General features: G+C 64.8%; 13 protein-coding genes and 1 tRNA gene. 11 read left to right on the top strand and 3 right to left on the bottom strand.

Features of this window, described 5'->3' with window-relative positions:
* Nucleotides 1–213 precede the first annotated feature (213 nt).
* From A7U43_RS23870 to A7U43_RS23850, 6 genes are all read left to right on the top strand, one after another.
* Nucleotides 214–287, top strand: a tRNA-Leu gene (locus A7U43_RS23870).
* 163 nt (nt 288–450) lie between these two features.
* Nucleotides 451–1,164 (top strand): hypothetical protein, encoded by a 714-nt coding sequence (locus A7U43_RS23865; RefSeq protein WP_067999979.1) that lies wholly within the window; start codon nt 451–453, stop codon nt 1,162–1,164.
* The gene (locus A7U43_RS30415; protein ID WP_231963449.1) at nt 1,161–1,934 is read left to right on the top strand and encodes a hypothetical protein; all 774 of its coding nucleotides are present in this window, start codon (nt 1,161–1,163) and stop codon (nt 1,932–1,934) included. Before A7U43_RS23865 ends, A7U43_RS30415 begins: the two co-directional genes overlap by 4 nt.
* 304 nt (nt 1,935–2,238) lie before the next feature.
* Nucleotides 2,239–3,642 (top strand): hypothetical protein, encoded by a 1,404-nt coding sequence (locus A7U43_RS23855; RefSeq protein ID WP_067999977.1) that lies wholly within the window; start codon nt 2,239–2,241, stop codon nt 3,640–3,642.
* Nucleotides 3,605–3,820, top strand: a complete 216-nt coding sequence (locus A7U43_RS29865) for a hypothetical protein (protein ID WP_156526013.1) — start codon at nt 3,605–3,607, stop codon at nt 3,818–3,820. Before A7U43_RS23855 ends, A7U43_RS29865 begins: the two co-directional genes overlap by 38 nt.
* Nucleotides 3,821–3,960: 140 nt before the next feature.
* Nucleotides 3,961–4,356 (top strand): nitroreductase family deazaflavin-dependent oxidoreductase, encoded by a 396-nt coding sequence (locus A7U43_RS23850; RefSeq protein ID WP_067999975.1) that lies wholly within the window; start codon nt 3,961–3,963, stop codon nt 4,354–4,356.
* 48 nt (nt 4,357–4,404) lie between these two features.
* On the opposite strand, the gene A7U43_RS23845 is transcribed toward A7U43_RS23850, so the two are convergent.
* Together A7U43_RS23845 and A7U43_RS23840 are read right to left on the bottom strand one after the other, a co-directional pair.
* Complete coding sequence (locus tag A7U43_RS23845) at nt 4,405–4,596, bottom strand: hypothetical protein (protein WP_067999973.1); 192 nt, start codon at nt 4,594–4,596, stop codon at nt 4,405–4,407.
* Between the two features lie 120 nt (nt 4,597–4,716).
* A complete protein-coding gene (locus A7U43_RS23840; protein WP_156526011.1) occupies nt 4,717–5,259 on the bottom strand; it encodes a hypothetical protein in 543 nt (180 codons plus the stop codon).
* 70 nt (nt 5,260–5,329) lie between these two features.
* Here A7U43_RS23840 and A7U43_RS23835 point away from each other — a divergent pair, with 70 nt between their 5' ends.
* Nucleotides 5,330–7,189: a patatin-like phospholipase domain-containing protein gene (locus tag A7U43_RS23835; protein WP_197499906.1), complete on the top strand. Its 1,860-nt coding sequence runs from the start codon at nt 5,330–5,332 to the stop codon at nt 7,187–7,189.
* 13 nt (nt 7,190–7,202) lie between these two features.
* On the opposite strand, the gene A7U43_RS23830 is transcribed toward A7U43_RS23835, so the two are convergent.
* Nucleotides 7,203–9,137, bottom strand: a complete 1,935-nt coding sequence (locus A7U43_RS23830; RefSeq protein WP_067999966.1) for an Ig-like domain-containing protein — start codon at nt 9,135–9,137, stop codon at nt 7,203–7,205.
* Nucleotides 9,138–9,309: 172 nt separating this feature from the next.
* Here A7U43_RS23830 and A7U43_RS23825 point away from each other — a divergent pair, with 172 nt between their 5' ends.
* The 4 genes from A7U43_RS23825 (at nt 9,310) to A7U43_RS23810 (ending at nt 11,990) form a co-directional block, all read left to right on the top strand.
* Nucleotides 9,310–9,564 carry a hypothetical protein gene (locus tag A7U43_RS23825; RefSeq protein ID WP_082902278.1) on the top strand — a complete coding sequence of 85 codons (255 nt, stop codon included), beginning with the start codon at nt 9,310–9,312 and terminating at the stop codon, nt 9,562–9,564.
* Between the two features lie 41 nt (nt 9,565–9,605).
* Nucleotides 9,606–9,857 carry a hypothetical protein gene (locus A7U43_RS23820; protein ID WP_067999964.1) on the top strand — a complete coding sequence of 84 codons (252 nt, stop codon included), beginning with the start codon at nt 9,606–9,608 and terminating at the stop codon, nt 9,855–9,857.
* Nucleotides 9,858–9,982: 125 nt separating this feature from the next.
* Complete coding sequence (locus tag A7U43_RS23815; RefSeq protein ID WP_067999940.1) at nt 9,983–11,197, top strand: IS110 family RNA-guided transposase; 1,215 nt, start codon at nt 9,983–9,985, stop codon at nt 11,195–11,197.
* Between the two features lie 496 nt (nt 11,198–11,693).
* A complete protein-coding gene (locus A7U43_RS23810) occupies nt 11,694–11,990 on the top strand; it encodes a hypothetical protein (protein WP_067999962.1) in 297 nt (98 codons plus the stop codon).
* Nucleotides 11,991–11,996 lie beyond the last annotated feature (6 nt).

The following is an 11,996-nucleotide window of genomic DNA, read 5'->3' as shown; positions in this document are numbered from 1 at the left end:
CGTAGATCGTGCCAGCACCCGTGGCCGTCGCAGTTTCTACGGGTGCGCAGAAGCGGGATTTGGGGCTAGCTTGCCGGCTCGGCAGTGCCAGCTGTCAGCGCCACTAGTGGTCAGCTGCAGGCCAACTTTTGAGCAGCGAGGCCGAGAGCACTGCGGCACGCGGAGCGGTCGGACCTCACAAATTCGACCTGAAGTACTCTCTGAGCTGGCAACGCCCCCATAGCCCAATTGGCAGAGGCAGCGGACTTAAAATCCGCCAAGTGTCGGTTCGAGTCCGACTGGGGGCACCGGTGTTCGCCGAGCTCAAAGGCCCCTTTGGCGGTTCGTACGTTGCTGCCGCGGCACCCGAATAGACACCGTGACAGCGGCGCGGCGCAACGAGCCTGTCGGACCTGTCGATTACCTTGGCCGGTGCTGGGAGGGAGTGACAGTTCAAAGGGAGGCAGACGGGTGAACGATCCGACCTGGTACTTGGCCGTCCAGGCGGCTGCCGCCGTTGCAACCACGGTCGGCGTGCTCATCGCGCTCTACGTAGCGGTGGTACGGGAACCGCGCAAGGCCGCTGAAGAACGCGAACGGCACCAAGCTGAGATGACCGCACTTAATCGCGCTGAGATGGATCGCGTAGCGGCGCAGGCCCGCAAAATTGTGCCCAGCTGCGTGCGAACACCGATGTTCGGCAATAAGTGGTGGACGGTCAAGATCGAGAACGTTAGCAACGCAGTGGCGACGATCCTCAACGTGGACGTGGCGGCTATAGACGCCAGCGGCGCTGTGGTGTCCGACGGATGCCAGCGGGCCAACAACACGATGCCGATTGACGAAGCGTTTGGGCGGTCAATTCAGGCGGCTTTGTCGGGGTCACTGGAAAGTGGCCTTCAACGTTCGGGCTATGGCGCAATGATCCCGCCTGGAACGGCTGGTCAGCTGGCGGGCCAGATGACACCGACGGTCAAGCAAGCTATGCAGGAGGCAATGATTGGTCACTTCGCCGCGGAATGGCAAACCACACTGGGTCCTAACCAAAGCGCGTTGATGGCGTATGTCACCAGTGATCCGAGATTCAAGCTGCGCATCACGATTGACTATGAGGACGAGGCCGGCTACCAGTGGCGGCGGACGGACAGCGGCCAGCCTGAGCGCCTCGACAGTGTGACGTCGTGACTCCGGACTGGTTTCCAACTGCGGACACGTGGGCTGCTTGGGCGCAGTGGGCTACCGCCATCATCGCTATCGGCGCAGCAGTCTTTGCCTATCAGCAGGTCAAGTTGGCCCGTGAGACCCGCGAACGGGTAGCGCAACCCGACGTTGTGGTGTACATCGATCACAACGAGGTTCGGCATTACTTGGATCTGGTGATCAAGAACTTTGGACAGACCACGGCATACAACATTCGGTTGAAGTTGCCTCCCTTGCGGGTGGCACCATTTACTAACCAGATCACTGGCGAAGAAGTGACTCACTTGTGGTTGCCGAAAACCATAGCGGTGCTGGCGCCTAACCAAGAGTGGCGTACCGTGTGGGATTCCGCCGTTCGGCGCGAGGACTATCGCAAGAAACACAAGGAAAGCCTGGCTAGCAGCTTCGTGGGGAGCGTCGAATTCGACGACAAGATGATCGCGGACAAGCCGTCCTACTCGAATCCAATTTCGCTGGACGCCAACATGTTCTACAACACTACTTGGATCCGCCGGAACGAAAGCAAGACAGCCAAAGACGCGCTTTACGCTATTGCAGACACGCTTCGGAGCTACCAACGTGAACATCACGGAGTATGGGTGTACACGGTCCCTGGTGACGAGGAGCGTCGTCGTCGCGAAGCGGAGTTCATCGAAGACGAACGCGAGCGCGAGGAATTCCTGAGGGACATCCGCGTTATCCGAGACCACACCGACGGCGACGACACACGCCCGGATAATCCCCGCGAGGGTTAGTTGGCCTTTCGGCCTAACGGCACCACGTTATCTGCAGTAACGACACCTCGTCCAACCTTCGGCGACCATCTCATCCTCATTGATGTAGTCCGCGTAAGTGGTCAGTGTCAGCACGAACGTGAAGTGGCCGACCCGCTTGGACATCTGCGTGTAGCGCTCCCTGTCACTGTGTGTTCGCGCGGGCCATGACCGCGACTCGCCGGGAGAATGTGCGTGCGTTTGTCGGGTCGGTGTGCGATTCTGTTGAGCTACCCATAAGGAGGGAGCCACACGCGATGTGACAGTGCGAGGAAAGGCAAGAAGCGTGGAAGACGAGCAGGAAGAAGTAGAGCGAGTACGAGACTGGGTCGGCCGGTTGGAAGGCTTCGCCTCTGCGCTGGACGACATCGACGGGGAGACGCCGTCGGAATTCTGCGAGAACGCATGTTACGCGTGGCAGAGCGCAGTGATGATCGACCCGCCGCCGAGGACCAGCCCGGCTATGGCAATCGCCCTGGAGGGTCTGAACGCGCTACTACAGGTGATGGTTGCCGTCGCGATGGACTGGGCCGACACACCCGACGTGCGTGATCGCTTCACGCGCGATTCTGCCCAGGATCGCTCTAAAGATGCGCTGGACAGAGTTGTAGCAGAGGGCCATCGCTGGCTGGATGAAGGACTTCCGCCTTCAGATGATGTAAAGCAACGAATCTCGGCAGTAGTAGCCGCAGTGGCTGAGGCCAAAGACACCATCGAGAGCAAGAACGCCGAGTTGGACACGCAGGACGCCGAAGCCGAAGCCGACCAGTACGGCGCGATCCTGCTGTACCGCGATCACAGGGTCTCGGATGCGCCCATCTTCACGAAGGTGTGTTCATTCACCGAAGAGGAAAACACTAGGTACGTCAAGGCTTACGATCGGCTTCGGCGGATGCTGGACAGTGAACTGTTGCAGCACATTCAGTACGAAAGTGATCGCCTGATGGCCGTGCTAATCGGCGTCCTCCGTGAACTTGGTAGCCAGCAACTGTCACTGACGAACTACGCGGCCATGGACGAGTGGAAGCGCAAACTGCGATCGGCGCTGATCTCCTTCACCGCCGCACTGCAAATTCATGAGTACCAGACGATCCGCAGTGCCCGGCGAACCCTCGGTCTTGGCCGTGAGCAGGTGGACGCGATCAAGCAGCTGTTCGCCGACCTGAAACGAGAGTCGTTCGATTACCGTTGGCTGGAAGCATTGCGAGATGCGCTGCAGCACGGCGATATTAACGCGTTCAGGTGGAGCTTCAACGTCAGCATGCGCTCTGATCCAGAGGTGATCATCACGATGGACCGCGCTTACATGCTCGATGACTTCCTGACGGACAACCGGACCAAACCCTGGCTGAAGCGTCGGGAATTGGAAGAGTTGGACTCTGACCCCAACGTGCTGGACATGATCAAGGCCGTTCAGCCGCTCATGGGACCGCTGCAGGAAAGGTTGGACAAGGTGCTGTATCCGAATACGGCACAGGACGCGGCGACAGTACGGGAACTGATCGGACGGTTCGAGGGACGGCAAGGGGCGTACTACCTGCAGACCGGCCCTGGCTTCACCCGGCGACGTCTGGCACCGCCGCAGATGCCGCTTGAACCGCGCGTGCTCGGCTTCGCCGATACCTACCAGGCCGATGACGAAGAAGGCGGTCATGAGGACTGTGATGCTGGCAACGCTGCCGCGTCGTGACAGCAGCGCGGTAGCAATGCGGCTGCCTGCGGCAACGATTCAGCAGCGGCTGCAAAACCTCGTTTTGGCGTCGGAGAGTAGCGCTGACTGGGGTTTTACGGACCTGCTGGATCGCTGCGCGGCGTTGCAGCAACCGCAATCAAGCAGGGAAGTCCGACTTGAAATCCGCCAAGTGTGAGTTCGAGTCTCGCTGGGGGCACTACGAACATGCAAGTAGAAGCAGTTTTGCGCTGTACACCCAACCCGCGGTCGGGCCTTTAACGGTTCATGTCAGCACCGTGTCGGCGACGAACGGCGACCGGTACATAGACTCCGAGAATGCGCGTCCCTCGCCGAATCGCAGAGTTCAACAAGCGAGTCACCAATCCGGCGGCCCGCACGATCACACCGTGGCTTCCGAACCTCGGGACGCTGGAACACGTCGGGCGGAAGTCGGGTAAGCGATATCGAACGCCCCTGCTGGTATTCAGGACCCGTGATGGTTACGCCATCCTCATCGGCTACGGCCCACAAACGGACTGGGTGAAGAATGTGCTGGCCGGCGGACCGACGGTGCTGCGCAAGCGCGGACGGGATATCGCGCTCGTCAACCCACGGGTGGTGAGCAAGGCCGAGGCCGAGGCCCTCGTCGTGCCGCGTTCCCGGCTGCTCTACCGAGCGTTTCCCTACAACGAGGCGGCCCTTCTGCTGACCAATCGCGGCTCTACCGACTGACCTCCGGACACCGGACTGGGCGCCGGCGGAGGTCGGCGGGCGCGGGTACTACGACTCGCAGCCGGTGCCGTCACCGTCGTTGTCCAGTTTGTAGATGTCGTTTCCGACCACGGTCACCGGACCGTCGACGTAGGCCGGGCCATTACCGCTGCCGCCCGCACAGTCGACATCGCTGGCGATGGGAACGCACGCCCCCGAATAGTTGGAGTCACACGGTTCGGCCTGGGACAGCGGTGCCATCGCAAGCCCAGCACCGAAAAATAGAATGACTAACGTCAGTTTGCCCACGGTTGCGAACCCTAGGGCAGTGCGGCTTATCGGTTTGCTGATTGCGGGAACTGTTCGCCATCTGGATCGTCGCTACAGATCGTCGTACGCCGACGGCCCGGGCGGAGGACAGTCGGGATACCGGCGCAGAACGGTCTGCACATCGCCGGCGATGTTCTCGACCGGCCCGCCGGCATATAGTCGCCCGGCGTCGTCGAACGCGAACAGCTGAGCCCGCATCAGCACCAGGTCAACCTTGAGCACCTGGCCGTCCACCTCGCCGTCGACCGGGGACGGCAGCCCGCCGCGCACCGTCGTGTACTCAACGGTGTTCTGCCCCTTGGCAATTCTCGGCCGCAGCAGGTTGCCGTCGCGATCAGATCCCGACGCCCGCGGTGAGACTGTCGCCTTGCTGTTCACGGTCACCAATTGCCCGTCGGGGCTGACGCACACGAAATCCTCGGGGTTCATCCGGGTGGGCATCTCGAGGATGTTCTCGACCCCACCGCGCAGATCTTCCTGGGTGGCCAACACGTGATAGCCCCAGCGGCTGAGCACCCGGATCGCGACCTGTTCGCCGAGATTTCCGATCGCCACCATATTGCGCGCGCGACGCCAGTCCTCGATCCGATTCACCAACTCACCCTCGCAGCAGCAGGCGGCGATGTACAACGGCAAGGGACACGTTCACGGGAGGGGGCCGGTCGTGAGTGCAGAGGTTGCGCAAGCAAGAAGTGTTGCACCGCAGGCGGAATGCGACCTGATCATGAAGGGTGGCATCAGCAGCGGGATCGTCTACCCGCGAGCGGTCTGCCACCTCGCCGAGAGGTACACGTTCCGCCGACTGGGTGGCGCGTCCGCGGGCGCCATCTCCGCGGCCGCCGCGGCCGCGGCCGAACACGGCCGCCGCAGCGGCGGATTCGACAAGTTGAAGACCGTGCCGACCGATCTCGGCACGCATCTGGCCGATCTCTTCCAGCCTGCCCCGACGACCAAGCCCGCCTTTGCGGTGCTGAGCAACTGGCTCGAACCCAAGCGCAGCATGGCCGGCAAGATCTGGCAGACGCTCATCGCGATCATCCGCGGCGCGCCCGTGGCGTTCCTGTGCGCCGCGGTCCTGATGCTGATCCCGGCGCTCGCGATCGGGTCGGGTTTCGGCCTCCCGGCGACGCTGGCCCAGTGGCTCGGCGGCAGCGTCGCACTACTGGTGTGGGCGCCCGTGGCCGTCGCCATCGCGCTTGTCGTGGCGCTGGTGTTCTTTGTGGTCCGCACGTTGAAGGCACTGCCGGGCAACGGTTTCGGGTTGTGTGACGGGCACACCCGCGACGCGAGTGTCGACTACCCACCGCTGACGGATTGGCTCGCCGATGTCCTCGATGACCTGGCCGGGCTGCCGAAGCAGGTGAAGCCGCTGACATTCGGCGATCTGTGGGGAGATGCGGCGGTCGAGCTGGCCAAAGCCCTCGACCTCAAAGAGAAGAAGGGCACCGCGCCCGTCGAGGACCGCATCGCGGCCCTTGAGGCCCGCAGGATCGATCTGGAGGTCATGACCACCAACCTGACCTTCCGGCGACCGTATCGATTCCCGTTCACCAGCCGCATCTTCTATTTCTGTGAGAAGCGTCTGCGGGTCTACTTCCCGGGCTACGTCGTCGATCATCTGGTCGGCGCGTCAGCACCGGCGCCCGACGGCAAGGATGGCGACCACATCGTCGCGATGCGGTGCCCGTGCCACGGGGAACAGGTGCGATCACTGCCAGACCCGTGGGACATCCCGGTGGTGATGGCGGCCCGCATGAGCCTGAGCTTCCCGACCCTGATCAGCGCCGTCCCGCTGTTCTGCGTGGACTGGGCGCGCGGTCCGGGGCGTCGCACGCTCATCGAGGCCTGGTTCTCCGACGGCGGCATTTCGAGCAACTTCCCCATGCACCTGTTCGACTCGCTGTGGCCGACCCGCCCGACCTTCGGTATCAACCTCTCGCCGCAACACCCCGACTACGACAACGTGGTGTGGACACCACGTCCGCAGGGCAGAGGCGGACGGCTGCCGCGCAGCTATGAGATGAAATCGGTGGTGGGAATGTACAAGGCGATCTTCGACACCATGCAGAACTGGGTGGACACGACGCAGATCACGATGCCCGGCTACCGCGATCGGGTCGCGGCGGTGCTCCAGCGCCCCGGCGAAGGCGGCATGAATCTCAAGATGGAACCCGGCACCATCGAGGATCTGGCCAACCGTGGTGCGCAGGCCGCCGCGCTGTTCGACGATTTCGACTTCGACCTGCACCGCTGGATCCGCTACCGCGTGGCCGGCTCGGAGTTGGATGACACGCTCGCCGCGCTGCGGCACAGCTACCGCCGCGGCACCAAGGAGTTCATCGAGGCCTATGGACCCACCGCCGGCCGCTACCCGATCAAACCGGACCAGGCGGTGACCGATGACCGCGCCGCGACCGCCGGGTTGATCGCGGTCGCGGATGTCGCACAGGAGCTGCGGCACCCCTCCAGCGCCGGAACCGTACCCAAACCCAAACCGTCGCTTCGCCTGACCCCGCGACAGTGAACGCCGTCGGGACTCAGTTCAGCGCGCGCCGGCGCCGCAGCAAGACGAACCCCACGAGGGTGAAGGCCGAGGTGACATCGATCGGTGCGAGGGTGTAACCCAAGTCCGCCATGATGGCGCGTTCCACGGCGCTCAATGTGCGTTCCCCGGGACCTGACGGCACCTGTGGGTTCATCATCTGTCGGTCCGGCCCGGTGAACACCGTGCCGTCCAGGTGCGAGATGGAACTGCCCTCGGCCCACGTCGTCGGTGCATACAGCGGGACGAGCGTGCCGTAGGCGGACACCGCGCCGGCGCCGCCGAAGTACACCCCGCCGCCGGCGCCGGTGAGGCTGCCGGCCAGGCCCGAAACCACCCGGAAATCATTGCCGATCAGGGCCGCGCCGCTCGCGGTGCGCAGGAAGCTGTCGTAGAGCGTCCATGATCGTTGGGTGCCGGTGGTGGACGGCTGCGCATAGGACATGAAGCCGAGCGAATGCACGAACTCGTGCATCGCGACGGTGGTGAAATCGTATTGCAGGCCGGACACGAAATCGCCAAAGGCCCAGGGGTAGGCGAAGTTCCAGTTGATCTGACCGTCGGCCGCGGCGCCGTTCGCGTCGACCCCGGTGAGCAGTTTGTGCTGCACGACGGTGGGGAAGAAGCCGGCACCGGACCCGATGAGCGGACTGTGTGCCGACGCCAGATTGCCCGAGCTGAAGTCGTTCTCACCGATGATGTCGTAGGTCACGACCACCGGGGTGGTCACGACGAACTGGCTCATCAGATTGGTGGCGGCCCGCTGCAGGGCGCTGCGCGCGTCGGCAGTCCAGTACTGCGAGCCGCTGGTGTAGTTGAAGATGAAGGTGACCGCTCGTTGATTCACCAACAGCGATGCGCGGGTGCTGGCGCTGCGGAACGGGTCGAGCAGGTTGATGTGCGTGCCGAGGTCGGTCGCGGCGACCACAAAGTTGTCGACTCCGGTGAACCCGCTATTGGGCGTGTAGGTGAATGTCCCGTCGTCGGCGATGACGATGGTGCCCGACAGCGGCGCGGTGACGATGCTGTACCGGATCCGGTCACCCTCCAGGTCGACCGCGCCGAGCGTTCCGACGATCGGAAGATCACCGTCCGCCGTGATCTGGGTGGGGCTGAACCACGGAGCCTGGTTGAACAGTGTTCGGCGCGTGCCGGCCAGCGAGTCATACAGCCAGCCTTTGACCGGGGCGGCGACCGGCAGTATCGAGATGAGGGTTTTACCGGTGCCCATCAGGGCCGCGATCTGGCTGGCGACCAACTGCCGACCGAAGCTGGGACCGTCGAGTGAGACGACCGCGGACTGGGCGGGAGTCAGTACCTCGACATCGCTGGAGGGCGGCTCCGGGTCGGGCAGGGCCGCCGCGCCGACCGGGGTGACCGACGGCGGCTGGACGTCGGCGACGTCGGCCACGGTGGCCTCGCTCGTCTCGGTGTCGGCCCCCTCGGACCGATCGCCGGTGGCGGCCGAAACCTGTTGTGTTCTGCGCTCGGCCGCATCGGTGAAGACGCTCGGCTCTTCAGATTCTTCAGCCTCTTCAGGCTCGTCGGTGTCGCCGCCGAGATCGGCGGCGGAATCGCGATCTTTCGGTGTCGCTAGCGGCTCGTCGGCCTCGTCGGACGGGTCGGTGTCGTCGGCATCATCGGTGCGTTGCGCGGTGCCGGCGGACCCGGCGCTGCCGGTCGGATTCGTGGTGGCGGTGTCGCCGCTCCGAGACTCACCCGCGCTCCCGGAACTGTCCGAGCTCGCGGAGACACCATCGTCGGCGGCGGCCACCGCGAGCTCGGGGACCGCCAGTGAGAGCCCCCACAGCGAGGCGGCCATCCCGGCCGACGCGGCACCCGCGGCGAGCCAGTGCCGCACCGGGAGGTCCTCGGCCCGCCGGCGGCGCCGGTGCCGAGCCTCGCGCCGAACCTGGTGCTTGCCCGCCACAATTGCCTCCCTCGTCAATTGAGCAAACTTTAGCCTCTCCCTGGCCGCCGTTCCGCGGTTTCGCGGCCAGCAGGCGGCCGCGTCGCGCGGCACCAGGTTGGGCCGTGGACGCTGAGAAGGGCGCTCAGCGTTCGTTGGCGCCGCGCCCCACGCAGGTGCGACGATAACGACGATGGCCGAGAACGACAGCGAGGAAACCGCGAACATTGCGCAGGCGCGGCTGCTGCTTCGGGCGTTGTGGGAACAGGTGGAGGACATCTCCCGCAAGATCGAGGACGAGGAGGCGCGGGTGGCGCGCCGGCCCGCCGGTTCGACCCCCCGTGCCCACCGGGTCAACACCGCCCAGTTGCGCAAGGAGCTCTACCAATTGCACGGCATGATCGACGGGATCAATCGCAGATTCCCGCAGATCGCCGCGGGTGTGTGACCATAGCGTTCGGCAGGCCTGGGCATGCGAGGGGGGCAGCGGTGCGGACGATTCCGGTAGTTCTGCTGGGTGTGCTGATGGTGTGGTCGGCGGCCGGTTGCGCCGATGAGGGCTTCACCCAGGACGTGGAAGCCCGATGGTGTGAACTGGTGGGCGCCAACTGCGCGCCGCCACCGCCGCTGCAGCCGCCCGCGTTGAATCAACCCGACGGCGGTCAGCCCGCGTCGGGCCCGGTGTATGTGATCCCGCCCATCTACTCGCCGCCACCGGTACCCCCCGCCGCGCCCCGCTGATATAGATCGAGTTAGTCCTTCTCAAATGCCTCCGGAGGTGTCAGGAAGGGATCTGTAACTGATTCCTTTTCGGGGTCCGTGTGTTGACGCACGCGGACCTCCTGACACACCCCGGAGGTGTTGTTGTGTCTGTGCATGTAGCGCCAGTCACGTCGTCCACGATCGTCGTTGCCGTCGATGTCGGCAAGACCTCAGCTGTGCTTTCGGTGACCGACGCGGCTCGCCATCGGCTGCTCGCGCCGTCGGAATTCGCGATGACCGGATCGGGCCTGACCGCCGCGGCGGCTCGCGCGATGGCTGTCGCACCTGCCGCGGTGCAGGTCAAGGTGGGCGTGGAGGCGGCCGGCCACTATCACCGACCGGTGCTCGACCATCAATGGCCCGATGGGTGGGAAGTGTTGGAACTCAACCCCGCTCAGGTCGCTGAGCAGCGCCGCGTGCAGGGACGGCGCCGGATCAAGACCGATGTCATCGACCTGGAAGCGATCACCGAGCTGGTGCTGGCCGGCTACGGGCGTCCGGTCACCGATCGCGATGTCGTGATCGGTGAGATCAGCGCCTGGGCAGTGCATCGGAGCCGGCGGGTCGCCACGCGTACCGCGACGAAGAATCAGCTGCTCGGCCAGCTCGACCGGGCCTTTCCCGGGCTGACCCTGGCTCTGCCCGACGTGCTGGCCACCAAGATCGGCCGGCTGGTGGCCGCCGAGTTCACCGACCCGGCACGCCTGGCCGGGCTCGGGGTCAACCGGTTGATCCGCTTCGCCGCGACCCGCGACCTGCAACTGCGCCGCCCCGTCGTCGAGCGCTTGGTCGCTGCGGCCCATGACGCCTTGCCGACCCGCGACGCCGTGATCGCGCGTCGGATACTGGCCGCCGATCTGGTGTTGCTGGGCGATCTTGACGACCAGATTCAGTCCGCGGAGACCGCGCTGGGATCACTGTTACCGCGCAGCCCATATGCAACGTTGACCTCGGTGCCAGGCTGGGCAGTGGTGCGGGCATCCAATTACGCTGCCGCTCTGGGTGATCCGAAACGCTGGCCGGGACCCCAGCAGATCTACCGTGCGTCGGGGTTGTCCCCCATGCAATACGAATCCGCCCACAAGCGCCGCGACGGCGGTATCAGCCGCGAAGGCAGCGTCGCACTGCGCCGCGCCCTGATCGACCTAGGCATCGGCCTGTGGCTCAACGAGCCGGCCGCCAAGAACTACGCCCAGGGGCTCAAAGATCGCGGCAAGCCCGGCGGCATCGTCGCCTGCGCGTTGGCCCATCGCGCCAACCGCATCGCCCATGCACTCGTCCGCGACCACGCCACCTACGAGGCAGCCCGCTGGGCCTAGACCCCGCACACTCAACGCGAAAGGACCGACCAGACCCTTCCACAACCCCGTCAGTAGTGCCACGCTAGAAGGACGGGACGAAGGGCCGGATCAGATGCCGTATCCGCTATGGCGGGCCCCCACCGGTCACGCCGACGCTAGCTTGGCACCCGGCCCTTCGCCTCCACGGCAGCCCGAACGACGCCAGATAACCCACACCGAGGTTGCATAAGTCAGCGTGGGCGCCAGGCACCCGCCCTCAACTCGGCAGCACCACCGACCACAGACATCACGCCCCGCCCCGGGGCGTCGGCCCACTACGGCCTCCACACCCCTTGACTCGACCTACAGCCAGCTAGCGCTCAACAAGTCTGTTACCGAGCGCATTTCATTCCGTTATGGGATGCACAGCGGGCGCCTAACCTCAGCACAGTGGTCACCCAATCGGCGGCCATAGCGTCCTTCTCGTGTGGCGGTGAGGTGCCGCGTGAACACACACGATCGAATGGAGTCGCACATGTTGCTTTCGTGTCGGACCGCCGCCCCGATCCTCGCCGGTGGCATCGCCCTGGCCGGTCTGCTGGGCGTCGGTTCGGGTACGGCCGGCGCCGACCCCGGGCGTCCCTGCGGGCAACCCAACGCCCAGGCCTGCGCCCCGGCGCCGCAGAACAACGACTGGCAGCGGCGGGGGATCGACCAGGCCCGCAATGACCACCAGCCGTTCATGCACAACGGGCAGCGTGTCGAACCGATGCGCGCGGGTAACGGCGACGGCTGGGGATTCTGGTTCCTCGGCCAGTGGATTCGGCTCTGACGCGGC

The organism is Mycobacterium adipatum (assembly GCF_001644575.1).
GTDB classification, from domain to species: Bacteria; Actinomycetota; Actinomycetes; order Mycobacteriales; family Mycobacteriaceae; genus Mycobacterium; species Mycobacterium adipatum.
Note: the sequence above shows the minus strand (reverse complement) of the source record. Positions and strands in the feature narration are given on the sequence as shown.